Source organism: Nonomuraea longicatena, from assembly GCF_039525605.1.
GTDB classification, from domain to species: domain Bacteria; phylum Actinomycetota; class Actinomycetes; order Streptosporangiales; family Streptosporangiaceae; genus Nonomuraea; species Nonomuraea longicatena.
This window is the reverse complement of the sequence record NZ_BAAAHQ010000009.1, coordinates 77,554-103,609: the sequence shown is the minus strand read 5'-3', so window position 1 is coordinate 103,609 and position 26,056 is coordinate 77,554. Positions and strand designations below refer to the sequence as shown.

23 protein-coding genes are annotated in these 26,056 nt (G+C 71.2%); 15 read left to right on the top strand and 8 right to left on the bottom strand.

What is annotated here, in order from left to right; genetic code table 11:
• Positions 1–9: 9 nt before the first annotated feature.
• Positions 10–1,113 (bottom strand): D-alanyl-D-alanine carboxypeptidase family protein, encoded by a 1,104-nt coding sequence (locus tag ABD120_RS11500; protein ID WP_343949776.1) that lies wholly within the window; start codon positions 1,111–1,113, stop codon positions 10–12.
• A gap of 83 nt (positions 1,114–1,196) precedes the next feature.
• Here ABD120_RS11500 and ABD120_RS11495 point away from each other — a divergent pair, with 83 nt between their 5' ends.
• Complete coding sequence (locus ABD120_RS11495) at positions 1,197–1,397, top strand: SCO4848 family membrane protein (protein WP_343949775.1); 201 nt, start codon at positions 1,197–1,199, stop codon at positions 1,395–1,397.
• A 3-nt stretch (positions 1,398–1,400) separates the two neighbouring features.
• Here ABD120_RS11495 and ABD120_RS11490 read toward each other — a convergent pair whose 3' ends face one another.
• Positions 1,401–2,792 carry a peptide ligase PGM1-related protein gene (locus ABD120_RS11490; RefSeq protein ID WP_343949774.1) on the bottom strand — a complete coding sequence of 464 codons (1,392 nt, stop codon included), beginning with the start codon at positions 2,790–2,792 and terminating at the stop codon, positions 1,401–1,403.
• Positions 2,793–3,210: 418 nt separating this feature from the next.
• Between ABD120_RS11490 and ABD120_RS11485 the strand changes: the two genes are divergently transcribed.
• Positions 3,211–4,443 carry a M20 family metallopeptidase gene (locus ABD120_RS11485; RefSeq protein WP_343949773.1) on the top strand — a complete coding sequence of 411 codons (1,233 nt, stop codon included), beginning with the start codon at positions 3,211–3,213 and terminating at the stop codon, positions 4,441–4,443.
• A gap of 78 nt (positions 4,444–4,521) precedes the next feature.
• Here the strand turns inward: ABD120_RS11485 and ABD120_RS11480 are convergent, their stop codons facing one another.
• Positions 4,522–6,402: a Xaa-Pro dipeptidyl-peptidase gene (locus ABD120_RS11480; RefSeq protein ID WP_343949772.1), complete on the bottom strand. Its 1,881-nt coding sequence runs from the start codon at positions 6,400–6,402 to the stop codon at positions 4,522–4,524.
• A 278-nt stretch (positions 6,403–6,680) separates the two neighbouring features.
• Between ABD120_RS11480 and ABD120_RS11475 the strand changes: the two genes are divergently transcribed.
• The 9 genes from ABD120_RS11475 to ABD120_RS11435 all read left to right on the top strand — a co-directional run bounded on the left by ABD120_RS11475 (position 6,681) and on the right by ABD120_RS11435 (position 15,746).
• Entirely contained in the window at positions 6,681–7,751 is a 1,071-nt protein-coding gene (locus ABD120_RS11475) for a BMP family lipoprotein (protein ID WP_343949771.1), read from the top strand.
• A gap of 115 nt (positions 7,752–7,866) precedes the next feature.
• Positions 7,867–9,456 carry an ABC transporter ATP-binding protein gene (locus tag ABD120_RS11470; RefSeq protein WP_343949770.1) on the top strand — a complete coding sequence of 530 codons (1,590 nt, stop codon included), beginning with the start codon at positions 7,867–7,869 and terminating at the stop codon, positions 9,454–9,456.
• A complete protein-coding gene (locus tag ABD120_RS11465; RefSeq protein WP_343949769.1) occupies positions 9,456–10,595 on the top strand; it encodes an ABC transporter permease in 1,140 nt (379 codons plus the stop codon). Before ABD120_RS11470 ends, ABD120_RS11465 begins: the two co-directional genes overlap by 1 nt.
• Positions 10,592–11,872: an ABC transporter permease gene (locus ABD120_RS11460; RefSeq protein WP_343949768.1), complete on the top strand. Its 1,281-nt coding sequence runs from the start codon at positions 10,592–10,594 to the stop codon at positions 11,870–11,872. The genes ABD120_RS11465 and ABD120_RS11460 overlap by 4 nt, the downstream gene beginning before the upstream one ends.
• Before the next feature lie 2 nt (positions 11,873–11,874).
• On the top strand, positions 11,875–12,270 hold the full coding sequence (locus ABD120_RS11455) for a cytidine deaminase (RefSeq protein ID WP_343949767.1): 396 nt from the start codon (positions 11,875–11,877) through the stop codon (positions 12,268–12,270).
• Complete coding sequence (locus tag ABD120_RS11450) at positions 12,270–13,550, top strand: thymidine phosphorylase (RefSeq protein ID WP_343949766.1); 1,281 nt, start codon at positions 12,270–12,272, stop codon at positions 13,548–13,550. The genes ABD120_RS11455 and ABD120_RS11450 overlap by 1 nt, the downstream gene beginning before the upstream one ends.
• A 226-nt stretch (positions 13,551–13,776) precedes the next feature.
• Positions 13,777–14,505 carry an AMIN-like domain-containing (lipo)protein gene (locus tag ABD120_RS11445; RefSeq protein ID WP_343949765.1) on the top strand — a complete coding sequence of 243 codons (729 nt, stop codon included), beginning with the start codon at positions 13,777–13,779 and terminating at the stop codon, positions 14,503–14,505.
• Positions 14,506–14,509: 4 nt separating this feature from the next.
• Positions 14,510–14,860: a cupin domain-containing protein gene (locus tag ABD120_RS11440; RefSeq protein WP_343949764.1), complete on the top strand. Its 351-nt coding sequence runs from the start codon at positions 14,510–14,512 to the stop codon at positions 14,858–14,860.
• 64 nt (positions 14,861–14,924) lie between these two features.
• Entirely contained in the window at positions 14,925–15,746 is an 822-nt protein-coding gene (locus ABD120_RS11435) for an NAD(P)H-binding protein (RefSeq protein WP_343949763.1), read from the top strand.
• Here the strand turns inward: ABD120_RS11435 and ABD120_RS11430 are convergent.
• A complete protein-coding gene (locus ABD120_RS11430; protein ID WP_343949762.1) occupies positions 15,743–18,643 on the bottom strand; it encodes an ATP-binding protein in 2,901 nt (966 codons plus the stop codon). The genes ABD120_RS11435 and ABD120_RS11430 overlap by 4 nt on opposite strands.
• A 22-nt stretch (positions 18,644–18,665) precedes the next feature.
• Between ABD120_RS11430 and ABD120_RS11425 the strand changes: the two genes are divergently transcribed.
• Complete coding sequence (locus tag ABD120_RS11425) at positions 18,666–19,745, top strand: adenosine deaminase (RefSeq protein WP_343949761.1); 1,080 nt, start codon at positions 18,666–18,668, stop codon at positions 19,743–19,745.
• Positions 19,742–20,350, top strand: a complete 609-nt coding sequence (locus tag ABD120_RS11420) for a PH domain-containing protein (RefSeq protein WP_343949760.1) — start codon at positions 19,742–19,744, stop codon at positions 20,348–20,350. The genes ABD120_RS11425 and ABD120_RS11420 overlap by 4 nt, the downstream gene beginning before the upstream one ends.
• Before the next feature lie 34 nt (positions 20,351–20,384).
• Here ABD120_RS11420 and ABD120_RS11415 read toward each other — a convergent pair whose 3' ends face one another.
• From ABD120_RS11415 to ABD120_RS11400, 4 genes are all read right to left on the bottom strand, one after another.
• Complete coding sequence (locus ABD120_RS11415) at positions 20,385–21,110, bottom strand: enoyl-CoA hydratase/isomerase family protein (protein WP_343949759.1); 726 nt, start codon at positions 21,108–21,110, stop codon at positions 20,385–20,387.
• A complete protein-coding gene (locus tag ABD120_RS11410) occupies positions 21,107–22,576 on the bottom strand; it encodes a class I adenylate-forming enzyme family protein (RefSeq protein ID WP_343949758.1) in 1,470 nt (489 codons plus the stop codon). Before ABD120_RS11410 ends, ABD120_RS11415 begins: the two co-directional genes overlap by 4 nt.
• Entirely contained in the window at positions 22,530–23,192 is a 663-nt protein-coding gene (locus tag ABD120_RS11405) for a TetR/AcrR family transcriptional regulator (RefSeq protein WP_343949757.1), read from the bottom strand. Before ABD120_RS11405 ends, ABD120_RS11410 begins: the two co-directional genes overlap by 47 nt.
• A 214-nt stretch (positions 23,193–23,406) precedes the next feature.
• Positions 23,407–24,372 carry a VOC family protein gene (locus ABD120_RS11400; protein ID WP_343949756.1) on the bottom strand — a complete coding sequence of 322 codons (966 nt, stop codon included), beginning with the start codon at positions 24,370–24,372 and terminating at the stop codon, positions 23,407–23,409.
• Positions 24,373–24,801: 429 nt separating this feature from the next.
• Between ABD120_RS11400 and ABD120_RS11395 the strand changes: the two genes are divergently transcribed.
• Both ABD120_RS11395 and ABD120_RS11390 read left to right on the top strand, forming a co-directional pair.
• Entirely contained in the window at positions 24,802–25,611 is an 810-nt protein-coding gene (locus ABD120_RS11395) for a MerR family transcriptional regulator (protein ID WP_343949755.1), read from the top strand.
• 1 nt (position 25,612) lies between these two features.
• The coding region (locus ABD120_RS11390; protein ID WP_343949754.1) for a sigma-70 family RNA polymerase sigma factor at positions 25,613–26,056 on the top strand (444 nt) is incomplete at its 3' end.

Below are 26,056 nucleotides of genomic sequence, written 5' to 3'. Positions count from 1 at the left end.
CCGCCGCCGTCAGTCGCGTGCGGCCCTGCTGCGCCTGCGCACGACGCCGAAGCCGACCCACGACAGCCCGAGCACCAGGCCGCCGCCGACGACGGCCAGGCCGATCGTACGGCTGGTGCCGGTCTGCTTGGCGGCGGCGGCGTCGAGCAGCGGCGGGGCGGCGGCGGGCTGAGACTGCGCGGCCATCGGCCGTGTGGACGGCCGCGCCTCGGGCAGCGGATCGACCAGCCTGCCCACGGGGGCGGCCTCGGCCCGGTTGGCGAAGCCCCAGTCGAGCAACTGCTCGACCTCCTCCCAGAAGTACCCTTCGTGCCGCATGATCGTGACGATGATCGTGTGGCCGCCCCTGGTGGCGGCGCCGACGAAGCTGGCCTGCGCCTTGGTGGTCCAGCCGTTCTTGACGCCGATCATGCCCTTGTAGCGCCAGAGCAGCTTGTTGTGGTTGCTGATCTCGTAGAAGTTCTTCGGCGCCGGGAACTTCGCGGTCTTGGTACCGATGTACTTGCGGAAGTCGGCGTTGGCCAGGCCCGCCCTGGCGATCAGCGCCAGGTCGTAGGCCGAACTGCTCTGGCCGGGCGCGTCGAGGCCGCTCGGCGTCTTGGCCACGGTGTCGCCCGCCTGGAGCCGTTTGGCCTCGGCGTTCATGTCCCGCATGGTCTTGGCCAGCCCGCCGTTGGCCTCGGCCAGCGCCATCGCGGCGTCGTTGCCCGACGACAGCATCAGCGCCCTGAACAGGTCGTGGACCTTGTAGATGGGCTTCGGGGCGAGCCCGACCGCGGACCCCTCCTGGTTGATCGCGTTGCGGCTGGGCTGGACCGTCTTGTCACGGTCCAGCTTGGGGATGAGCGTCAGCGCGGTCAGCGCCTTCAGCGTGCTGGCCGGGAGGAAGCGCCCGTGCGGGTTCTTCGCGGCGAGCACGTGGCCGGTTCCCGCGTCGGCGATGACGTAGGAGGTCGCCTTGGTCTTGGGCGGCGCCTCGACCCCTTCGGGATGAACCAGTCCGCGGCCGCCGAGCTGCTCCCCGCCGACGGGCGTGGCCGGGCTGGCGTGTGCGGTACCGCTCAGGGTGACCGCTGCGAGGAGTGCCGTGGCCGGCACCAGTTTCGTCCACATGGCGGTCTCAGCGTAGCTTCGAGTTGTTGCACATGTGCGGTCACTTCCCCCGATGATCCGCCCCTGATACAAGAGAAGTGGTTATGTCGCGAAAGATCGCCGGATTCCTGGTCGCAGTCGCCGCCTTCATGATCTTTGAGTGGATCAATCTGGGGTTTAACCTGGGCGACGGCCGAACGACCGCCTTCTACGTCGTCCACGGCGTTCTCGTCGCCGTCAACCTCGTGCTGGCGATCGTCCTCGCCGTCATCGGGGTGCGGGGCCTGCGGCGCGCGAAGCCCTGACCCTCAGCAGCGGCAAAGGCTCTCCCTGGTACGGCGGTGCAGCTCCGCGGCCTCCTCCCGGGAGTCACCGATCGAGGTGAAGCCCAGTTTGCCGTGCTCGGGGATGGCCCCGAGCAGGTGTAAGACGTTGCCGGTGCGGCTGCCCGCGTCGAATCCGAGCCCTCGGTCCTCGACCATCCGCACCACCTCGCCCGGCGTGCGCCCCTGAAGACCGGGGGCGGCGCAGTTGTCGGTGGCGGTGTAGTACTTCGGCTGGTCGCCGACCTTGAGCAGGCCGCTGCCGGCGTCGTAGGCGGCGCCCGTCGTCAGCAGGGTAGCGCCGAAGGGGTGCGTGGTGCCGCCGATCCGCAGGTTGATCTCGCACAGCAGCGCGGCGTACCCGGCGTCGGTCTTCATCGCGAAGAAGTCCATGCCGAACAGCCCGACGACGCCCCGCTCGGCGAGCACGGCGGCGATGCGCGCGGCCGACTCGCCGACCTCGGCCCGGTACTCGTCGCGGGCCGGGAACGTGCACCCCTGGTAGACGTCGGCGTTGGCGCCGCCGAGCACCTGGTCGTGGGTGGCGACCACGTCGTGGTGGCCGCCGGGGGTGATGCGAGCCAGCGCGCTCGGGAAGTACAGCGGCTGGTGCTCGATGAATTCCTCGACCACCGCGCCGCGTTCGGCGATCTTGGCGGAGAAGCTCTCCCATGTCTCGCCCTCGGCGGAGAAGTTGGTCTTCGACCAGTCGCTCTTGGTGACGATCGCGTTGCCGAGCCCCGAGTAGCCGTCGTTGAGCTTGACGATGACGCGCTCACCGGGCAGGGCGGAGGCGGCGTCCTCGATCTCGGCCTGGTGGCGCAGGTCGCCGAAGCCCCTGGCCATCGGCACTCCGGCCCGGTTGCCGATCTTGCGCGACCCGCTCTTCGAGCCGTGGTGGGCAAGGGCGGTGGCGGGGCCGTACAGGGGGATGCGGAGCAGGTGCGCGAGGCGCTCCTCCAGCTCGCTCAGCACGAACGGCACCAGCCACGCGTCGCCGGTGATCGCGGCCCGCACCCGCTCGACGAGCTGCGGCCGGGCCAGGAGCGTGCGGGTCAGCGGCTGGGAGCGGGTCTCGTCGAGGCTGATCAGCGTGAGCCGCCGGGCGGCGTCCTCCGGGTCGGGCAGGAAGCCGAAGTAGTAGGCGACGATGTCGGGATCGATCGGCGCGGAGGAGACGTAGACCACCCTGACCCCCGGTGCGCGGAGGGTGAGCAGGAGGAAGAGCAGGCGTTCCTCGTAGCACCTGGCGCCCGTGATCCGGCGCAGCTCGTCCTGAGGGAGGGAGAGCGAGGGTACGACCACCAGGGTCCCCTCTCTCGGCTCGAAGATGCTCAACTGTGCATGCTTCTCCCCGAACGGGATGTTAGTGATCATATTGCGAGTGAAACACGCATTCCTCACAAATGCAGTCACCGGCGCAGTGTGATGAGCATCCCCGGAGGTGACAGGAATCAAAATCCGTTACACGTTTGGACACAGGGACCACGGGTCACCAACTAATGATCCCTTGTGACTATTTTCCGGTCCCCCCGAACGTCACGCACAGTGATGACCTGCGATTACGGTCATGCCGTCGGGCATCATTTAGGGTAGTTGGCCACGGGGGGACCCGCCGGAGGGCTAAAGTCGAAGCATCGCCAGATGGCTCACCAGGCCGGGCTGGGTCCCGATCGGGGCACAAGATGATCACGCGCTCTGCTACCGCAGTGAGACGAATGACGGAAGACGGCGCTATTGGCCGTGCGACGCTCCCCAGCCGAGCCCGCACGCGCAGGGAACGGGACGGTGAACAATGCGGGGACGTGAGCTTCGGGGGGAACTCGACGCGTTCCTGGCGGAGACCGAAAAGGATCTCGTGGCGTTCCGCCGCGACGTGCACATGCATCCTGAACTGGCCTTCGCCGAATACCGCACGACCGGGTTGATCGCCGAGCGGCTGACCGCTGCCGGACTGGTCCCCAGAGTGCTGCCACGCGGCAGCGGCATCATCTGCGACGTGGGCAGCGGCGACGGGCCCACCATCGGGCTGCGCGCCGACATCGACGCGCTGCCCCTCCAGGACGAGAAGAGCGTCTCCTACCGCTCCACCGTGCCCGGCGCCTGTCACGCCTGCGGCCACGACGTCCACACCGCGATCCTGCTCGGCACCTCGCTGTTCCTCGCCCAGCAGGCCGCCGCCGGCTTGCTGCCCGGCCGCGTACGGCTGATCTTCCAGCCCGCCGAGGAACTCCCCGGCGGCGCCCGCGAGGTCATGGCCCACGGCGGCATCAGCGGCCTCGACCGCATCTTCGGCCTCCACTGCGACCCCCGCGTCGACGTCGGCCAGGTCGGCCTCAAGTCCGGCCCCATCACCTCCGCGTGCGACAAGCTGGTCATCAGGGTCAAGGGCCCCGGCGGCCACACCGCCCGCCCCCACCTGACCGCCGACCTGGTCTTCGCCCTGGCCAAGATCCTCACCGAGCTGCCCGCCGCGCTGTCGCGCCGGGTGGACCCGCGCTCCTCGCTCAGCCTGGTCTGGGGCAAGGTCGAGGCCGGCTCAGCCGCCAACGCCATCCCCGACGACGGCGTCGCCGAGGGCACCGTGCGCTGCCTCGACGAGAGCGCCTGGCACGCCGCGCCCGACCTCATCAAGGCGCTGCTGGAGTCGGTGGCCGGCGCCTACGGCGTCGAGGCCGAGATGGAGTACACCCGGGGCGTCCCGCCCGTCGTCAACGACGAGGTCAGCGTCGAACTGCTGGCCGAGGCCGCCGAACGGGCGCTCGGCCCCGGCAGCGTGGTCCCCACCCAGCAGTCGCTCGGCGGCGAGGACTTCGCCTGGTACCTGGAGTCGATCCCCGGCGCCTTCGCCCGCCTCGGCACCCGCTCGCCGGAGACCGGCGTCACCTACGACATCCACCAGGGCACCTTCGACATCGACGAGCGCGCGATCGGCCAGGGAGTCCGGCTGATGGCGGCCACCGCGTTCACCGCCCTGTGGCAGGGCGCCCGCGTCATGGACCCGGCCGTCACCAGCGCCCTCGCCTGAACCGGGACCGTCACCGGCGCCCTCGCCTGGACCGGAAAGAGCCGTGGCCGACCGGCCACGGCTCTTTCGCGTCTCAGCTCAGCCCAGGGCCGTGGTGTCGGCCAGGTTGACCGGCAGCCGCAGCGCCGAGCGGCCCGGCTGCACCGTGATCTCGGTGCCCGCCGGATACCGCAGCGTGTAGTCGTAGTCGGTCGACAGCAGCACCAGGCCGATCCGGTGCCCCTTCTTGAAGATGTGGTCCTGGGGCTGAAGGTCCCAGGTGAAGGTGTACTCCTTGCCCGGCTTGAGGGGCTGCGTCCGATCGGCCCGGTGCCGGTTGCGGGCGTCCAGCCAACCCCTCGTGACGATCTTGTACGGCGTCTCCGCCACCGTGTGCGTGCGGATCGAGGTGCAGCCCGTGTCCCCGGGCACGCCCTGGCCGTAACACCAGGTCTCGCCCGTCGGCGTCAGCGCCCCGGTCGGCCGGGTGTCGGTGCCGAAGTCCACCAGCAGCGCCGTCAGATACGGCGAGGAACCCTTCGCGAAGGACGCGCGTACCGACACCGTCGGCGTGCCCGCGACCCGGACGTCCGCCTTCAGTTCCTCGGTCAGGTACGCCAGCCGGTTCGGGTCGGCCGAGGGGACCGTACCGATGAGCTGCTCGGCCCGCCGCGACTTCTGGTCGGTGAAGCTCTCGGCCCGCGACGACGGACGGGGCAGCAGCCCGAGCCGCGACCCCGAGCCGAGCCGGAGCGGCACCGTGAACGTGCCCGGCGGCGGCCAGGACGCGTGCGTGCTCCACTGACCGGGGGCGTACTCGACGTCGGCCTGCGGCTCGCTCATGACGCCGTTGTCGATGCCGTGCAGCCAGTGGTCGAACCAGCCGTGCAGTTGGCGCAGCCACTCGCGGGCCCGCAGGCTGAACGGGTCGCGGTGGGTGCCCTGGTGCAGCCAGATCTTGCGCTCCACCCCCTGCTTGCCCAGCGCGTCCCACCACTGGACGGCCTGCTTGGTCTTGACGTTCCAGTCGTTCAGCCCGTGGGCCACGAAGACGCTGGCCTTCACCTTGCGCACGTCGTTGAGGTAGTTGCGGGCATCCCAGAAGGCGTTGTAGTCGCCGGTGACCCGGTCCTGCTCGGCCTCGATGCGGTCCATGAGGGCGCCGCACGCCTCCTGGCCGTTCTGCCTGGTCAGTACGAACCGGGCGAGCACGTCCGCGTCCTCACCCTGGTAGCCGCCCGGCGCCAGCACGCCGCCGTTGGCCCGGTAGTAGTCGTACCAGGAGGAGATCGCGGCGATCGGGACGATGGTCTTCAGCCCCTCGACGCCGGTCGTCGCCACCGCGTTGGGCAGGGTGCCGTTGTAGGAGGTGCCGATCATGCCGACGCTGCCGGTGGACCAGGTCGCGCGCACCGGGGCGCCGTCGGCGTCGAAGCCCGCCGCGCGGCCGTTCAGCCAGTCGATCGCGGCCTTCGGCCCCGCCGTCTCCGCGGGGTCGCCGGTCGTCGGGCAGCCGGTGGCCCGGCCGCTGCCGACGTTCTCCACGAGCGCGACCGCGTACCCGCGCGGCACGAAGTAGTTGTCGTAGTAGCTGTCGAACGGGCCTGCGGTCCTGGCCTGCGCCGCGCGCAGGCTCGGAAGCGGGGTGCCGTTCTCGTCGACGTCCACCGGATGGTTGGGGACGTCGTTGCCCCCGGCGTAGTAGGGGCTGGCCTCCATGATCACCGGAACCCGCAGACCCTGCTCGGTCTCCTTGGGACGCAGGATGTCGACCGCGACGCGGTCGGGCTTGCCGTCCGCGTCGCTGTCGGTTCCGGCGACCTCCACGAAGACGGTCTGCTTGATCGCGTCCGCGCGGGAGAAGACCGGTTGGGTGGCGCCGCCGACGATCGAGATCTCGGGGGGATCGGCCGCTGCGGGCGCCGCCGTGAGTGCGGCGACGAGCACCAGCGGCGCGGCTAAAGCCGGCCAGCGTGACATCTGAGCCTCCTGCGAGGTTTTGGGGCCTATGACGGGAATCTCTGCCACCTTGCGGCCCCCGGCAAGATCATGACAAGCCCAAACTTCGGCAAAGGTTCACGCCCGTGTTCTCGCGTGATTCCAGGTAACGGTCGCGCCTGATGTCGATAACGGAGCGGTTGCGGAGCGCTGCACGGTTTGGTATGTCCAAGCCGACCAACTATCTTCCGAGCAGGGTTGCCGTGCGTTTCTTCGCGCCCGCGATGAAGTTAGCCGGCGGGGAGATGAAGGGAGTCGCCTTGCTCAGCAAGCGATTCGGCAAGACGGCGGTCGGCGCGCTGACCGGGGCCATGCTCATGGCGGCGGCGGCCTGTGGCGGCGGCAACTCCGGCACCACCAACGCGAGCAGCGCGCCCAGCGAAGCGGCCTCCAGCGAGGCCCCCAAGGGCGCCCTGAAGGTGGGTCTGGCCTTCGACATCGGCGGTCGCGGCGACAAGTCCTTCAACGACTCCGCCTACGCGGGCCTGGAGAAGGCCAAGGCCGAACTCGGCGCCGAGATCAAGGAACTCAGCCCCGCCGGAGACGGCAACAACCGGGCCGACCTGCTGCGCCAGCTCGCCGACGCGGGCTACAACCCGATCATCGGCGTCGGCTTCGCCTACGGCGAGGACATCAAGAAGGCCGCCGAGGAGTACCCCGAGATCCAGTTCGGCATCGTGGACTCCGCGTCCAACGCCAAGAACGTGACCGGGCTGCTCTTCGCCGAGGAGCAGGGCTCCTACCTGGCCGGTGTCGCCGCCGCGCTGAAGTCCAAGAGCAACCACGTCGGCTTCGTCGGCGGCGTCGAGAACGACCTGATCAAGAAGTTCGAGGCGGGCTTCGTCCAGGGCGTCAAGGCGACCAAGAAGGACGCCAAGATCGACGTCAAGTACCTCACGCCCGACGGCGACTTCTCCGGCTTCAAGGCCCCCGACAAGGGCAAGGTCGCGGCCGAGAAGATGTACCAGGACGGTGCCGACATCGTCTACCACGCCTCCGGCGACTCCGGCCTCGGCGTCTTCCAGGCAGCCGCGGCCGCCAAGAAGCTGGCCATCGGCGTCGACTCCGACCAGCGCCAGACGGTCAAGGAGACCGACCTGCAGGCCACCATCATGACCTCGATGATCAAGCGCGTCGACGTCGGCGTCTTCGAGTTCATCAAGGCCTTCCAGGGCGGCGGCCAGGGCGGCTCCAACGTCACCTACGACCTCAAGGTCGACGGCGTCGGCCTCGCCACCACCGGCGGCGACATCGACGACCTGAAGAAGGAACTCGACGCCGCCACGGAGAAGATCGTCTCCGGCGAGATCACGGTTTCCGCCAAGCCGTAACCAGGGCAGCACAATCTGTCTCAGGGCCCGGGGCGCGGACCCGACATCCGCTCCCCGGGCTTCGCTCTATCCCGCCTTTGGCTCCAGGAGACCGCATGAGCACGGTGAGCGACCGATGAGCTCCGACACGCTCGCTCCGGCGACAACCGCCGTCGAGCTGACGGGCATCACCAAACGATTCCCCGGCGTCGTCGCCAACCATGACATCCGGATCGCCGTCGAGGCCGGCACCGTCCACGCGATCTGTGGTGAGAACGGCGCGGGCAAGTCCACCCTGATGAAGATCCTCTACGGCATGCAGAAGCCGGACGAGGGCCAGATCAGGGTCAACGGCGCGGACGTGAGCTTCCGCTCGCCCAGCGACGCCATCGACGTCGGCATCGGCATGGTCCACCAGCACTTCATGCTGGCCGACAACCTGACCGTGCTGGAGAACATCGTCCTCGGCGCCGAGCCGAAGAAGGCCGGCACCCTCGACACGGCGGCCGCCCGCGCCCGCATCCTCAAACTCGGCGAGGACCACGGCCTGCACGTCGACCCCGACCGGCTGGTCGAGGAACTCGGCGTCGGCGACCGGCAGCGCGTCGAGATCCTCAAGGTCCTCTACCGGGGCGCCCGGATCCTCATCCTGGACGAGCCCACCGCGGTCCTCGTGCCGCAGGAGGTCGAGGAACTGTTCGACAACCTGCGCGAGCTCAAGGCCGACGGCCTCACCGTCATCTTCATCTCGCACAAGCTGGACGAGGTGCTCAGCATCGCCGACGCCATCACGGTGATCAGGCGCGGCACCACCGTCGCCAGCCTGCCTCGCAGCGAGATCGCCAGCGCCCGCCAACTCGCCGAGCTCATGGTCGGCAGCGAACTGCCCACCCCGGAGATCCGCGAGTCCACCGTCACCGACAGGGTCGCGCTCCAGGTCTCCGGCCTCACCCTCGGCGCCGGCGGGTACGTTCCCAACGCCACCCCCGAGTCGCTGCGCGCCGCCGGCGTCCGGCTGCTGCTCGACGAGGTGTCCTTCGAGATCCGCAAAGGCGAGATCCTTGGCATCGCGGGCGTCGAGGGCAACGGCCAGTCCGAGCTCATCGAGGCCATCATGGGCATGCGTCAGACGCACGGCACCGTCACCCTCGACGGCCAGGACATCAGCGGCTGGTCCACTCTCAAACGCCGCGAATCCGGCATCGGATACATCCCCGAGGACCGCCACCGCCAGGGACTGCTCCTGGAAGCGTCCCTGTGGGAGAACCGCGTCCTCGGCCACCAGACCAGGAAGCCCGCCAGGAAGGGCATCTGGATCAACCGGCGCAAGGCCAAGGCCGACACCGCCCGCATCATCGACCAGTACGACGTCCGCACCCCCGGCGTCGACACGCTCGCGCTCGCGCTGTCCGGCGGCAACCAGCAGAAACTCATCATCGGCAGGGAGATGAGCGGCGCCCCCGCCTTCCTCATCGCCGCCCACCCCACCCGGGGCGTGGACGTCGGCGCCCAGGCGGCCATCTGGGACCACCTGCGTCACGCCCGCGCGGCGGGCCTGGCCGTACTTCTGATCTCCGCCGACCTCGACGAGCTCATCGGGCTGTCCGACACGCTGCGGGTGATCTACCGGGGCAGCCTGGTCGCCCAGCTCGACCCGGCGGACGTCACGCCCGAGACCCTGGGCGGTTACATGACCGGCGCCATCGCCGCCACCGAGGAGATGTGATGCCCGCAGGGCTCTATCGCGCGCTGCTGACCGTCGCGGGTGCGGTCGTCGCCATCGTGCTGGCCGTCGCGATCTCCAGCGTGGCCATCGTCGTCGCCGGGGCCAGCCCGGCGGACGCCTTCGCCGCGTTCTTCAACTTCGGCGAGACTCCGCGCGCCGTCGTCAACAGCATCACCGCCATGATCAACCGGGCGGTCCCGCTGTTCATCGCCGGACTGGCCGTCGCGGTCGGCTTCCGGATGAACCTCTTCAACATCGGCGTCGAGGGGCAGTACCGGATCGCGGCGGTCGTCGCCGCCTTCGTCGGCTCCACCTTCGTGGCGCCCGCCTGGATCCAGATCCCGGTGATCATCATCGTGGCGGCCGTCGTCGGCGGACTGTGGGCCCTCATACCCGCGCTGATGAAGGTGGGCAGGGGCGTCAACGAGGTGATCGCCACGATCATGCTCAACTACGTCGCCCTCAACCTGGCCGCCTTCCTGGTACGCGGGCCGTTCATGGGCGAACGGGCAGAAGGTCTGCTGACGATCTCCACGCCGCCGCTGCCCGAATCGGCCTGGATGCCCAACCTGAATTTCCTGTTCGAGCTGTTCGGGCTGCCCGCTCCCAGAGGCGGCGGGCTGTGGGGTTTCCTCGTGGTGGCGATCCTGCTCGGCATCGGCCTCTGGCTGGTGCTGGAGCGGACCCGGTTCGGCTTCGACGTCAAGGCGAGCGGGCTCAACCCCTCGGCCGCGCTGGCCTCCGGCGTCAACCCCAAGAAGATGGTCATCTCGGCGATGGTGCTGTCCGGTGCCATCGCCGGGCTCATCGGGGTACCCGAGCTGCTCGGCTCCAACCACGCCTACAACAACAACTTCACCCCGGGGCTCGGCTTCCTCGGCATCGCCGTGGCGCTGCTCGGCCGGAACAAGCCGGTCGGCATCGCCGTCGCGGCGCTGCTGTTCGGTTTCCTCGACCGCGCACAGGGGCCCCTGCAGTTCGCCAACGTGCCGCCCAGCGTGATCATCATCATGCAGGGCACGATCGTGCTGCTCGTGGTCGTCTCCAACGAGGTCACCCGTCGGATGGCCCTCCGCGCCGAGGAGCGCAGGGCGGCTCGGGAGCTCGGTACCGACAAACCTGTTGAGGTGGCAGCATGACGCGCACCCGCAAGTACCACCTCACCCTGATCGGCATCGCCGCCCTGATCGCGGTGGTGTCGCTGGTCAGGATGATCTCCGGCCAGAACGACCTCACCTCGTCCGGGACGTTCGCCGCCGCGCTGGCTCTCGCCGTTCCCATCGGCCTGGCCGGTCTCGGTGGTCTGTGGGCCGAGCGCGCCGGTGTGGTGAACATCGGTCTCGAAGGCATGATGGTGCTCGGCACCTGGTTCGCCGGATGGGCCGGGTACCAGTGGGGCTTCATGGCCGCCCTGGTCGCCGGGGTCGCGGCGGGCGCGATCGGCGGGCTCATCCACGCCATCGCCACCGTCGGCTTCGGCGTCGACCACATCATCAGCGGTGTCGCGATCAACCTGCTCGGCCCCGGTGTCACCCGCTTCCTGTCCGAGGTCCTCTACAAGGAGGGCACCGGGGCGTCCGCCCTGGGCGCGGGCATCACCACCTCACCGGCGCTGTCGACGAAGGCACCCGAGATCAGCCTGCCGATCCTCTCCTCCGGCCCCAACCTGCTGGGCGATCTGGAGAGCACGCACTGGTTCCTGATCTCCGACGTGGCAGGTGTCCTCGGCGGCCTCACCCGCAACGTCAACCTGCTGGCCATCGTGGCCGTCGCGCTGGTGCCGCTCACCTTCTTCGTGCTCTGGCGCACGGCCTTCGGCCTGCGGCTGCGCTCGGTGGGTGAGAACCCGTGGGCGGCCGAGTCGCTCGGCGTCAGCGTCTACACCCTCAAGTACGTCGCCGTGGTCATCTCCGGCGCGTTCGCCGGGCTCGGCGGCACCTTCCTGGTCTTCTTCGTCTCCAAGTACGTCGAGGGCCAGACACAGGGACGCGGCTTCATCGGCCTCGCCTCCATGATCTTCGGTAACTGGCGGCCGGGCGGGCTCGCCGCCGGAGCCACGCTCTTCGGTTACGCCGACGGCCTCCAACTGCGCAGCAAGGGCGCCGTCACGACGATCTTCCTCTTCGGCGCGGTTCTGCTGCTGGTCTACCTCGCCGTCAAGGTGAGGAAGATCGTTCGCTCCAGCGGGCCGGTCGAGATCGCCGGCACCGGCGCCAAGGAGTACACGACGATGGCCGCCGCCGCGGCAGGCGCCGTCGTGCTCATCTGGCTGTGGATGGTCATCGACAAGCTGCCGGACGAGTTCGTCTACATCACGCCGCACGTGCTCACCCTGCTCGTGCTGCTGGCGGCATCGCAACGCCTGCGCATGCCCAAGGCAGACGGCGTCCGCTACCGGCGCGGGGAGCAGCACTGATCATGGACATCGACTGGGACGGCCTGCGCGACGCGGCCCGCGAGGCCATGCGCAACGCGTACGCGCCCTACTCCAAGTTCCCGGTGGGCGCCGCCGCGCTCGCGGATGACGGCCGGATCGTGACCGGCTGCAACGTCGAGAACGCCTCCTACGGGCTCGGCCTGTGCGCCGAATGCGGACTCGTCTCCGCGCTGCACGCCTCGGGCGGCGGCCGGCTCGTGGCCTTCACCTGCGTGGACGGGCACGGCGAGCTGCTCATGCCGTGCGGCCGGTGCCGTCAGCTGCTGTACGAATTCGGCGGCGACGAGCTGCTGGTGGAAACGCCCGACGGGCCGAAGCGCATGGCGGAGCTGCTGCCGTACGCCTTCGGCCCCGACGACCTGAGCAGGGGAGCCTGATGGACGCCATCGAGGTCATCGTCGCCAAGCGCGACGGCCGCGAGCTGACGCGCGCGCAGATCGACTGGGTGATCGACGCCTACACCAAGGGCGAGGTCGCCGACGAGCAGATGTCGTCGCTCGCGATGGCGATCCTGCTCAACGGCATGGACCGCCGCGAGATCGCCGACTGGACCCAGGCCATGATCCGCTCCGGCGAGCGCATGGACTGGTCCTCGCTCGACCGCCCCACGGCCGACAAGCACTCGACCGGCGGCGTCGGCGACAAGATCACGCTGCCGCTGGCGCCGCTCGTGGCGGCGTGCGGGGCCTACGTCCCGCAGCTTTCCGGACGCGGGCTCGGCCACACCGGCGGCACGCTCGACAAGCTGGAGTCCATCCCCGGCTGGCGGGCGTCGCTGTCCAACGACGAGATGCTGGCCGTCCTGCGCGGGGCGGGCGCGGTCGTCTGCGCGGCCGGGTCCGGCCTGGCCCCCGCCGACAAGAAGCTGTACGCCCTGCGCGACGTCACCGGCACCGTCGAGGCGATCCCGCTCATCGCTTCGTCGATCATGTCCAAGAAGATCGCCGAGGGGACGGGGTCGCTCGTCCTCGACGTCAAGGTCGGCTCCGGCGCGTTCATGAAGACCACCGAACGGGCCCGTGAACTGGCCGAGACCATGGTCGCGCTCGGCACCGACGCGGGCGTGCGCACGGTCGCGCTGCTCACCGCCATGGACACCCCGCTGGGGCTGGCCGTCGGCAACGCGGTCGAGGTTCAGGAGTCGGTCGAGGTGCTGGCCGGCGGCGGGCCCGCCGACGTGGTCGAACTCACCGTACGGCTGGCCCGCGAGATGCTGGAGGCCGCCGGGATCTCCGGCAAGGACCCGGCCGACGCCCTGGCCGACGGCTCGGCCATGGACGCCTGGCGCCGCATGATCACCGCCCAGGGCGGCGACCCCTCGGCCCCGCTGCCGACGGCCGCCGAGTCCAGCGTCGTGACCGCCCCGGCCACCGGCGTGCTGTCACGGCTGGACGCCTACGCGGTCGGCCTGGCCGCCTGGCGGCTCGGCGCCGGACGGGCCAGGCAGGGCGACCCGGTCTCCTTCGGCGCCGGCATCACCCTGCACGCCAAGCCGGGCGACGCCGTCAAGGAGGGGCAGCCGCTGCTGACCCTGCACGCCGACGACCCCGGCCGCTTCGGCCGCGCCCTGGAGGCCCTGGAAGGCGGTTACGCCGTCGGCGAGGCCGTGGCGGACCGTCTGCCTCTGCCTCTGGTCATCGACCGCATCACGCCCTGAGCCTCGCCGACACCGAAACGAAGGCGGCCGCCGACCGCGTCACACCCTGAGCCCCGCCGACACCGAAACGAAGGCGGCCGCCGACCGCGTCACACTCTGAGTCCCACCGGCACCGAAGCGAAGGCGGCCGCGTCCGTGGCCGCCTTCGCCGTGCGACCGGCCGTACGGTTGCGGAGATTTCGCCGAGTGGCCACATCCGGGCTGATGAGCTGTGCATACTGCGCTCATGCGCCCCTCGCTCCGGCTCGTCGCCGTCGGCATGCTTCCGCTGCTCGTCGCCTGCGGTCCCGCCGCCTCCCAGGGAACCGCCACGTCGGGCACCGTCCAGACCGAGCGTGAGACCGCCCCGGAGCAGCCCCGCGAGCCTTCCGCGGACGCCGAGCCCCCTGCGGACGCCGAACCCCCGGCCGACGCCGAGCCTCCCGCCGACCGTGAGCCCGACCGTGAGCCCGACCGTGAGCCTCCCGCCGCCGATCGGCCGTCGGCGGGGCAGCAGGCGGAGGAGCGTCCCGGCGAGCCCGCTCCCACCGGGACCGCCACCGTCGAGGTCGAGCGCCGCAGCGGCGAGCCCGCCGTCGTCACCGCCGTCCGGTTCGCCTCCCACAGCGCCTACGACCGCGTCGTCATCGACCTCAGGGGCGCCGACATGCCCGGCTACCGGGTCACCTGGGCCGACGAGCTGATCCAGGACGGCTCCGGCCACCGCATCGACGCCGGCGGCCGGGCGTTCCTGCACGTCACCCTCACCCCCGCGCACGCCCACACCGAGCGCGGCACCCCCACCTGGCGCGGCGGCCCCATCTACCAGGCCAGGCTGGGTAACCTGCTCAGCGTGGTCAGGACCGGCGACTTCGAGGGCCAGGTCGGCGTCGGCCTGGTGCTCGACCGCCGCGCCGGGTTCCGCGTCACCGAACTGGGCTCGCCGAAGCGGCTCGTCATCGACGTGGCAGACTGACCCGATGGTCAGAAAGATCGAAGGGGCGACCCGGATCCCGGTGCCCGGCGGCAAGGTCATCGACGAGTACGTCGGGCGAGTCAACAGCGGCGACGACACGCTGTCCGTCGCCCACATGGTGGCTCCGCCCGGGTGGGACGAGCCCGCCCAGACCCCCGAGTTCACCGAGTACACCGTCGTGCTGCGCGGCACCGTCAGCGTCGAGCACGCCGGAGGCGTCACCGAGGTCCACGCGGGCCAGGCGATCGTCACCGAGGCAGGGGAGAAGATCCGCTACAGCTGCGGACCGGAGGGCGCCGAGTACGTCGCCGTGTGCCTGCCCGCCTTCTCGCCGGACACCGTCCACCGCGACTGAGCGGCTAGCGGCCCGCCACATCGGATGTAGCGCCTTCTGGGTGAGACCACCTCAGGAGGATGAAATGACTGTTCTGGTCACCGGAGCGACCGGCACCGTGGGACGCCAGATCGTGAAGCAGCTCGTGGAGCGCGGCGAGCGGGTACGGGCGCTGAGCCGCAACCCCGCCCGCGCGAACCTGCCCGCGCCGGTCGAGGTCGCGTTCGGCGACCTGGCCGACGCCGGGTCGCTGGCACCGGCGCTGGAGGGCGTCACGCGGCTGCACCTGGTGACGTTCGGCGGCGCCGAGTTGTACGCCCCGCTGGACAACGGCAAGGAGATCGTCGAGCTGGCCCGCCGGGCGGGCGTCGAGCGGGTGAGCGTACTGACCGGTTGGGACGAGGGCAGCGTCGAGGCCGCGCTGGGCGAGAGCGACCTGCCGTGGACGCAGATCAAGTGTGTCGAGTTCATGGCCAACGTCCGTGAGTGGGTGCCGTCCGTCCGCGACGAGAGCGTGGTCCGGATGTTCGGCAACTGGGCCGGATCGTCGGTGCACGAGGCGGACATCGCGGCGGTCGCCGTCACCGCGCTGCTGGAGGACGGCCACGCGGGTCGCTCGTACACGCTGACCGGCCCCGAACTGCTCACCCCCGAGCAGCGCGTACGGCTGATCGGCGCCGCCCTCGGCCGCGAGATCCGCTTCGAGGAGCTGACCGAGCAGGGGCTGCGCGAGCAGATGCGCGGCTGGGGCGCCGACGAGGAGACGATCGAGTTCGCCGTCATGCTCGGCGCCGACCCGCCCGCCGTCGGCATGACCGTGCTGCCCACGGTCGAGGAGGTGACCGGGCGCCCCGGCCGTACGTTCGCCGAGTGGGTGGCCGAGAACGTGGGGGAGTTCCGGGCCTAGAGCGTCCAGGTGACCGGCGTGGTGGGCTGGTAGCGGCAGACGGCGCCGGTGGAGACGCATTCGCGCAGGTGGGCGGCAAGCTCGGGGTGGCGCTCGTCGAGCTGGCGCAGGGTGTTCCTGATGCGGTTCGTCACGGCCTTGCGGGCCCGTTCGGCCTCGTCGCCGAGCCGTCGCGCGCGTCCGCCCAGCCCCGAGGCCCGGCGCAGCTCGTCGAGCAGCGCCTGCCGCTCGGCGTCGTACTCGGCGGCCCGCCGCTGGTCGCCGAGCAGCGCCGCCGCGTCGATCTCCTCGTCCAGCAGTTCCAGCCGCCGCCGGTAGTCGGCCTTGGCGGTCTCGTCGAGCACGTCGTCGCCGCCCAGGGTGCGGGCGGCGACGACCTCGGCGCCGCCCGCCGGGTTGAGCAGGGAGACGGCGGGCAGTTCCGCGCCGGGCCTGCCGAGCAGTACGTGCAGGTCGCGCAGCCCTTTGGCGTCGGGCAGGTGCACCGTACGGCCGCCGAACGCCAACGTCCAGACCTCGCCCTCGCGGCGGAAGACATGGGAGCCGCGCCTGGGCAGCCGCACGAGCATGCCGAGCCGGGCGGCGTCGTGCTCGACCTCCTCCGCCGCCTCGGAGACGTCCTCGCCCCGCGCGGCCAGCACCTCGATCAGCCGGGCGCGGGCCTCCACCGCCCACGGCCAGGCGCCGAGGGCCTCGGCCTGCCGCCGCGCCTCGGTGAACCCGGCCTCGGCCGCGTCGAGGTGGCCCAGCGCGGCGTCGATCACCGCGATCCACAGCGTGTACGGCCCGTCGACCCCGATCGACCCGGTGATCGCCCACTGGCCCGCGTAGGGGGCGATGGCCGCACGGGCCCGCCGGCACAGTTCCGGGTCCTTCGACAGCGCCGCCGCCTGCGCCTGGAAGCGCAGCCAGAGCGGCGCCATCCAGCGAAGGTACGGCTCGCCCGCCGCCATGATCTCGGCCAGGTGCCGTACGGCCCCGTCGGCGTCGCCGAGCTGCACCGCGCAGACCGCGTTGTACAGCGGGAAGTGCGGGCTGCGCGCCTCCCGCATCTCGCCGAGCACGGTGTCCAGCTCGTCGAAACGGCCCTGCAGCAGCGCCACCGAGCACAACTGCGTCCAGCGCAGGTCGTCACGGCCGACGTACGGCTGCTCGCCGAGCTCGCGGATGACCTCGGCGAGCCGTCTCACCTCGGCGAAGTCACCGGTGAGCAGCGCCAGCCTGGCACCGCTCAGGGCCGCGTCATGGACGAACAGCGGCAACCCGGACCGCTCGGACAGCTCCGTGAGGGCCCGATGGACGGAAAGGTGGGCGGGGTCGCCGAGTTCGAGGGTGCAGGCCGCCCGCCACGACAGGGCCTGGAGCCGGAGCCGGACGTCGCCGGAACGTTCCGCGACCGCCGACAGCTCCTCGGCGATGGCGAGGCGCTCTCGGGCGGTCCCGGGGCCCCAGATCGCGACGAGGCCGGTCATCAGCGCCTCACCGAGCGCCTGGTCGTCGGTGCCGAGCCGGGCCCGGCTGGTGGCCAGCGCATTCAGCTCGCCGGCGACCTCCTCCATCCGGACGGTGTCGCCGTCGAGCAGCCGCCGGTGGGCCTCGCCGGCGAACTCCGGATGACCGGCTGAGTACAGCTTGAGCGCGACCCGGGCCAGCAGATCGGGATCGTCGAGCGCGCGGGCCGTCTCGGTGGCCGCCTCGATCTGCGCCCGGCCGCCGGCGTCGTCGCCGAGGCGGTGGAGAGTCGTCCCGAGATCGAGCTGAAGGTCCGCCCTGGCGGCGGCGTCGGGGACGAGCTCCAGCGCGCGCCGGTAGTGGCCCACGGCCTCCTCGTCCGACAGCCGGGCGCCCGCGTCGCGCGCCGCGTCGAGCAGGAGACCGGCCGCGTCGGGGGAGGCGGCCAGGTAGGCGTGGTGGGCCCGCTCGGCGGGCAGGGCGTCGCCGAGGGCCGCCAGGGCGGCGGCGTGCCTGGCCCGCCTGTCGTCGCCGGGCAGCCCGGCGTACAGGGTCTCGCGGACGAGATCGTGGACGAACGCCGAACGGCCGGGACCGAGCGGTGCGACCAGCCCGGCGGCCGCCGCCTGGCCGAGCGGACTCGCCACCGGCCGGCCGAGCGCGCGCGACAGCGTCTCCTCGTCGAACTCCCCGCCCAGGACGGCGGCCGTCCGCAGGATGTCGAGCGTGTCGGCCGACAGCCGCGACAGCCGCCGGTCGATCGCCGCGCCCACCCCCGGCGGGATCGTCTCCAGCGGGCTGCCGCCCTGCCACAGGCGCGCGGTCTGCTCGACGAAGAACGGGTTGCCGCCGGTGCGCCGGTGGATCTCGGCGACCAGGCCGGGGCCGGGCTCGCGGCCCGCCGTGCGGGCGACCAGTTCGCCGACCTCGTCACGGTCGAGGCCGGTCAGCGCGAGCGTGGTCGCCTTCAGGTCGGCGGGCAGCTCGGCCTCGCCCTCGCGGGCCGTGCCGACCACGAGCAGGCGCTCGAACCACGCATGCCGTACGACGAAGTCGAGCAGCTTGAGCGAGGCCGGGTCGGCCCAGTGCAGGTCCTCCAGGACCACCACCACCGGGCGTTCGCGGGAGGCGGCCACGAGCCGCGCCGTCACCGCGTCGTACAACTCGAAGGCCGATCCGGCGCCGTCGAGGAGGTCGGCGCCGAGCCTGCGGCCGATCTGGATCCACGGCCAGTAGCCGGGCGTGCCCTCGCCCTCCCAGCAGGCGGCGCTCAGCACCCGGGCGCCCGCCCGACGGGCGTGCCCGGCGGCCTCGGCGACGAGCGCGCTCTTGCCGACGCCCGCCTCGCCCGTGACGAGCACGAGTGAGCCGTGGCTGGTCAGCGCACGTTCGACCGCGCCGCGAAGTGTGGCGGCGGGATGGTCTCGGCCGATGAGGTCAGGCATCACCGCACATTATGATGGCGAGATGAGTGTGCAGCCGACGCAGGACGAGATCAGGCGCGCCCCGAAGGTCCTGCTCCACGACCATCTCGACGGCGGACTCCGGGCCGAGACGATCGTCGATCTGGCCCGCGAGGCGGGCTACGACCGGCTGCCCACCGGCGATCCCGGCAGTCTGCGCGAGTGGTTCCAGGAAGCCTCCGACTCGGGCTCGCTCGAACGCTATCTGGAGACCTTCGACCACACGGTCGGCGTCATGCAGACGCGCGAGGCCCTGATCCGGGTGGCCGCCGAGTGCGCCGAGGACCTCGCCGCCGACGGCGTCGTCTACGCCGAGGTGCGTTACGCGCCCGAGCAGCACACCACGAACGGGCTCAGCCTGGACGAGGTCGTGCAGGCCGTCCTCGACGGGTTCCGGATCGGGTCGCGGGGCCGGGGCATCAGGGTCGGCACCCTGCTGACCGCCATGCGCCACCAGGCCCGCTCGATGGAGATCGCCGAACTGGCCGTCCGCTACCGCGACGTCGGCGTGGTCGGCTTCGACATCGCCGGCGCCGAGGCGGGCTACCCTCCCACGCGTCACCTCGACGCCTTCGAGTACCTTCAGCGGGAGAACGCCCACTTCACCATCCACGCGGGCGAGGCGTTCGGGCTGCCGTCGATCTGGCAGGCGATCCAGTGGTGCGGCGCCGACCGGCTCGGCCACGGCGTGCGCATCATCGACGACATCACGGTCTCCGGCGACGGCAGCGCCAAGCTCGGCCGGCTGGCCTCCTACGTCCGCGACAAGCGCATCCCGCTGGAGATGTGCCCGACCTCCAACCTGCAGACCGGGGCGGCGGCCTCGATCGCCGACCATCCGATCGGGCTGCTGCGGAGCCTCAACTTCCGGGTCACGGTCAACACCGACAACCGGCTGATGAGCCGCACCTCCGTCTCTGAGGAGTTCGCCAAGCTGGCCGAGGCGTTCGGCTACGGCTGGGACGATCTGCAGTGGTTCACGGTCAACGCGATGAAGTCGGCCTTCATCCCCTTCGACGAGCGGCTCGCGCTCATCAACGGGGTCATCAAGCCGGGCTTCGCCCAACTGAAGTGGCAGCCGTGAAACAGACCTTCCGCTCCAAGAACATGTTCGTCTTCGCCATGGTGTGGGCGGGGTTCGTGTTCGTCAACGCGGTCGATCTCACGCTGCGCTACTCAGGGAAGTCGACGCTGATCGCGGCGGCGGTGCTGGCCGCGATCACCGCGCTCGTGTACGCCGTGGCGATGCGGCCCGCGACCGTGCTCGAAGAGGACGGCCTGCGGGTGCGCAACCCGTTCCGGACGACGTTCCTGCCGTGGGCCTCCATCGGCGGGGTGAGCGTCTCCCACTCGATCAACGTCAGGCACGGCGAGGAGATGCTGCGCCTGTGGACGCCCACGAGCACCGCCCGTGAGCGGGCCAAGGCGCAGCGGCGGGGCGCGGCCCCGGCCCGGCGCGGCCGGTTCCGCACCGAACCGGCGCTGACGAAGGCCGAGCAGGCGGCGGCCGAGGCGTTCGCGGGCAAGACCCACGCCGACTGGGTCGGCGACCAGATCACCGAGCGGGTCGAGGCCGCCAAGCGGCGCGACGAGCAGCCGGGTCCGGTGACGACCGCGTGGGCGAAGGACGCCTTCGCGGTTATCGCGGTGGCGGTCGCACTGCTCATCGCCGCTCTCGTCATCCCCTAGGGCCGGCAACGGCGAAGCGGGCCATTCCCGGAGGTCAGCGGCGGCGGGCGGCGAAGCGGGCCATTCCCGCCTGGGCCAGTCCGGCGTCCTCCACCTCCTTGGCCGCCTCCGTCTCCCTGACGAAGGCCCGCTCGACCTCCTCGACCGACGGGCGCAGCAGCCGCAGGTGCACGCCGGTGGCGAGGCCGGGCTCCGTCCAGAGTCTGGCGAGGGCGACGGCGGCCGGGAGCAGCGCGTCCGGTTCGACGATCTCGTCCAGGAGCCCGGAGGCCAGCGCCGTGTCCGCGTCCAGCCGGGCCGTGTCGAGCACCATGCGCAGCGCCCTGCCGCCGACCAGGCGCGGGAGCAGGTAGCTCGACGCGTTCGAGATCGACAGGCCGATGCCGTTCTCCGGCAGGAAGAACTCCGTGGCGGGGCAGCCGAGACGGGCGTCGAAGGAGAGCGTCCATTCGGCGGCGCCGCCCACGGTCAGGCCGTTCAGGGCGGCGATCACCGGTACCCGCGTCTCCAGCACCGCCCTGGTCAGGTCGTGGAAGGTGGCGACCTCCTCGACCAGCGACTTGTCCGCCGCCTCGTGCAGGTCCTCGCCCGCGCAGAAGGCCCGGCCGGTGCCGGTGACCACGATGCCCCGCCCGTCTCGGCCGTGCTCGCGCACGATCGCCGCGAGGTCCAGGCGCATCCGGGTGGTGAGGGCGTTGAGCTTGTCCGGGCGGCGGAGGGTGACCACCGTCACCTCGTCACGGACACTGACGTCGATCATGCGGGTTCTCCTTCGACGGCGACGGCCCCGGCACGCTGGTCGCGCGCGGGTTGCAGGAGGTGGCGCTTCTCGATGCGGGCCGACGGGGTCAGCGAGAAGCCGGAGACGAACTCGACGAACGCCGGGATCTTGAACTTGGCCAGGCGCCGCCTGGCGTGCGCGACGATGTCGAGCGCGGTCTGCCTGCCCGGCTCGTGGCCGGGGCGCAGTTGCACGAACGCCTTGGGCAACTCGCCGAACAGTTCGTCCGGGATCGGCACCAGGGCCACGTTGAGGACGGCGGGGTGCTCGGCGAGCACGTTCTCGACCTCGGCGCAGGAGATGTTCTCGCCGCCCCTGCGGACCATGTCCTTGGTTCTGCCCGCGTGGTGGATGTATCCGTGCTCGTCGCGGAAGCCCAGGTCACCGGTGTGGTACCAGCCGCCCTCGAAGGCGGTCGCGGTGGCCTGCGGGTGGTTCCAGTAGCCGCGCATCATCGGGTGGCCGCGTACGACGATCTCGCCGGTCTCGCCGGGTTCGGCGAGCACCTCGACCTCCTTGCCGGGCGGCGGCAGGCCCATGGCGCCGGTGCCGACCGTGCCGGTCGCCTCGGGGCGGACGAGGAGGTCGAGGCCGGTTTCCGTGGAACCGTACAGTTCGCGCCACGGGGCGCCCCAGCGCTCTTCCAGGGCGGCGTGGAGCCTCGGCGGGATGGCGGAGCAGAGCACCAGGCGCATGCGGCTCGCCCGGTCGAGCTCGTGCGGGGGCTGCTTGAACAGCAGCAGCGGCATGGTGCCGAGGACGTAGGTGAGGGTGGCGCCGTGCTCGCGGGCCGAGGCCCAGAATCCGGAGGCGGAGAAGCGGGGCAGGACGGCCACGGGGATCCCGGCGACCAGGCAGGTGAGGGTCATCCACTGCGGGTCCATGTAGGAGAACGGCTGGGCGACCATCATGACGTCGTCGTCGCGGGGTTCCAGGAACTCGGCCATGGTCCGGGCGGTGGTGGCCCAGTAGTCGTGGGTGAGCATGCAGGCTTTGGGGAAGCCGGTGGTGCCGGAGGTGTACTGGAAGTTGGCGAGATCCCAGGGGCGGACGGTGGGGTGGGGGACGGGGCCGGAGGTCTCGGTGAGGGTGGGGACGCCCTGCTCGTGGAGGAGGGGGGCGTACTCGGGGGAGGTGACGGCGAGGGTGGCGCCGGAGTCGGTCAGGATGTGGGCGAGGTCGGCGGAGCGGTAGCGGACGTTGACGGGGACGGTGATCGCCCCCGCCTTGAGGACGGCCAGCCAGCTCAGCGGCCACTCGGGGACGTTGTCCAGCATGATGGCGACCCGGTCGCCGGGGCGGACGCCTTGGGCGGCCAGGGCGCCCGCGAGGCGGTCGGTGTGGTGGTCGAGGTCGGCGAAGGTGAGCGTCCGGTCCTGAAATTTCAGGAAAGGTCGGTCAGCGAATCGGGTGGCGGCCTGCCGGATCAACTCGGGGATCGACATGGGGCTCCCATGGGTAGTCGGGCAGCAGGGAGAGGTCGAGCCGCATGCTCACCTGGACGCGGGAGCGGACCGAGGCCAGCCCGATCGCCACGAACTCGGCGCAGACCCGCTCCAGCGAGGCGTCGCCGTCGGGGCGGTACCACTCGCTGGTGCCGGTGCACATCGCCATCAGGGCGAGGCGGGTCAGCCGCTGGTCGGGGATGCGGAAGTCACCTTGGTCGGCACCTTCGGCGAGGGTGGTCCGCCAGCGGTCCTCGTAGCGGTCGCGCAGGGCGATGATCTCGTCGCGGGCGCTGGAGCCCGGCGTGAGCGAGCGCAGCTCGCCGTCCATCACGCGGGTGGTCATGGGGTTGAGGGCGTGGATGGCGGTGAGCGAGCCGATGAGGACGGCGAGGCGGTCGGCGGGGGCGGGGCGGTGGGCGAGGAGGCGGTCGGTGGCGTCGATGAGGCCGAGCTGGCCGACGCGCATGAGGTCGGCGAGGAGGGCCTCTTTGCTGGTGACGTGGTGGTAGATGCCGGCGTTGGTCATGTTCACGGCGCGGGCCAGGTCTCTGATGCTGGTCGCGGCGTAGCCGTCGCGGGCGAAGAGGTCGATCGCGGCTGCCTTGATCTTCATCCCGGCGTCCATGTCTCCCCTTCGCCCTACCGAACGTTCGGTCGTAGCGTAACCTCTTCCGCTGCCGCCGCCAAGAGGCGAATGCCCAGCCGCTCCGGCGGAGGACGATCGGGCCGCCGGGGCGGATGCGCAACCGTCTTGGCGGAGGACGATCGCGGCGCCAGGATGTTCGATCGTTCTGGCGGAAGGTGATCGCGGCGCCCGACGGGGATGTTCAGCCCTCCTGGCGGAAGACGATCGCGGTGCCCAGTGCGGCGGAGGCGGGGACGAGCAGCTCCTCGGGGCCGGTCCGGGTGAGCGGGACGTCGCCGGCGCGCAGGAACCGCTCGGTGGCGGCGAGGTCGCGGACCGACACGGCGTAGGCGGCGAACGCGGGCAGGGCGGCCGGACGCTCACCGGGCAACCGCGCGGCCAGCGCCGACTCGGAGACGACGGTGACGTTCGCCCGGCCGAAGCGCGCCGTCCCCGGTGTCCCCCGGCCGTCCGGCCGGCCGAAGTACGTGCCGTAGCGCCGCTCCAGTTCGGGCAGCGCCGGGTCGGCGACGCACAGTACACACTCCACCAGGCCGGTAGCGCCATTGGGGTGGTCGGGAGGCGACGGGGGCGCCTGCGCCGGTGCGTTCTCGGCGAACCCGATCCGGCCTTCGGGCACGCGCCCGGCAGACAGGCCGGGATCGGAGATCTCAAGGTAGCGGGCGGGCTCCATCGTGGTCCCCACGCTGGTCTCCACGGGCCGCTGGACGGCGTGCACGCCGCCGTGGCCGACGCCGGAGGCCGTCAGCCGGGCGGCGACGCCGTCGAGGTCCGGCGTGTCGGCGATCATGATGTGCAGTCCTTGGAAGCGCCGGAGAAAGGACGTGATGTTCTCGGCGGCGGCGCGCACGGCGGCCACCAGTCCGGGCAGCCTGTCGTCCGGCACCCGCAGGGGGATCGGGCGGGCGCCTTCGGGCGCGGGGCCGGTCTCCGGGACGACGGCCACCAGTTCGATGAAGTTGCCGGGGAAGTACACGTGGGTGTTGGCCACCCCGAACGGCTCGGCCGGGCCGCCGGGCACCCGCGGGAGGACGGGATAGGCGGGGGCGGGCACCGTGAATCCCAGCCGGCGGTAGCGCTCCATCGCCTGCCCCATGTCCCGCACGATGTGGCCCACATGATGCAGGCCGTTGATGTCGTCGCCCATGACGGGCCACCTCCGTTGTCATAGGTGAAGCGAACGCTTCTGCAACTGTCATCTCAATTGAGAGTAGACCATCATTTATGTGAAACGGGAGGCGCTTGACCGGAAGGCGTGATGAAGTTAGGTTTGCCTTGCCTAAGTAGGGCATGCCTCGGTTGAGAGGCCGGCGTGGTGGCGCGGGCGGCCCACAGTGCCCGTGCCGCCGACACCGGGCTGCCGGGACGGGATATCTGAGGCACCGCGGACAGACCACCGCATCCCGTCCCGGCCGCACGGTGGTGGAAGCCGGTCCCCGCCCTCGTGATGCTGCTCGCCACGCTTCGCGTCGCAGCGGCGGGGACCGGCCGGGCCTGTTCGGAGCAGGCGCCGCACCCAGGGGGCGGGCATAGGGTTGACCCTGACACGGTGGGAGGCCGTACACCTGGGAGGGTCATGTTCGGTATCGGAGACTTCGCCAGGCTGGGGCTCGTGTCGGTTCGGATGCTGCGCCACTACGACCTGATCGGGTTGCTGCGTCCGGCGCACGTCGATCCCGCGACCGGCTACCGCTTCTACCAGGCGGCGCAGTTGGCCAGGCTCAACCGGATCGTCGCGATCAAGGACCTGGGTTTCACACTGGAGCAGGTGGGCGCGATCCTCGACGAGAAGGTGAGCGCCGAAGAGCTCCAAGGCATGGTACGGCTGCGCCGTGCCCAGCTCGAAGCCCAGATCAGCGCCGACCTCGCCAGGTTGCGCGGCGTCGAGGCGAGGCTCCGCGCGATCGAGAGGGAAGGTCAGATGCGCACAGACGAGGTCGTACTCAAGAAGGTCGCCCCCCTCCGGGTGGCCGTGCTCAGCGGCCGCGCGGCCAGCTACGAGAGCGACGACATCGGCCCGGTCCTCACCCCGCTCTACCGCCGGCTGGTCGAACGCCTGGAGGAGACCGGGGTGGCGATCGTCGGCCCCGGCTGCGCCTACTACGTGCAGGCCGACGACGGCTCGGTCCTGGCCCACGCCGGGCTGGAGGTCGCGGTCCCCACGGGCGACGGCTACGACGTGGTCGACCTGCCCGCGATCGAGCAGGCCGCCGCGATCATCCACCGGGGCTCGATGGACCATGTGGGCCCCACGATGCAGGCGCTGGCCCACTGGATCGAGGAGAACGGCTACCGCGCCGTCGGCCTGGCCCGCGAGGTGTCGCTGCACTGCCCGGACGATCACGACGAATGGGTGACGGAGCTGCAGTGGGAGGTGAGCCGCTGAGGTGACGGACTTCGAGCGGCACCGCGCCGAGCTCGCCGGATACTGCTACCGGATGCTCGGCTCCGGGTTCGAGGCCGAGGACGCCGTCCAGGAGACCCTGGTCAGGGCGTGGAAGAGCTATGACCCCGAACGCGGTCCGCTCCGCCCGTGGCTGTACGGCATCGCCACGAACGTCTGCTTCGACATGCTACGCGGCGCCCGCCGCCGGGCCCTGGCCATGGACTTCGGCCCGGCGGCCGAGCCCGGCGCGGAGCTGGGCGCGCCGATGCCGTACGACCGCTGGGTCTATCCGATGCCCGACGCGCTCATGGACCCGGCCGACCTCGCGGTCGCCCGCGAGTCCGTCCGGCTGGCCTTCGTCGCGGCACTGCAGCACCTGCCGCCCCGGCAACGCGCGGTGCTGATCCTGCGCGACGTATTGCGCTGGTCGGCGGCGGAGGTGGGG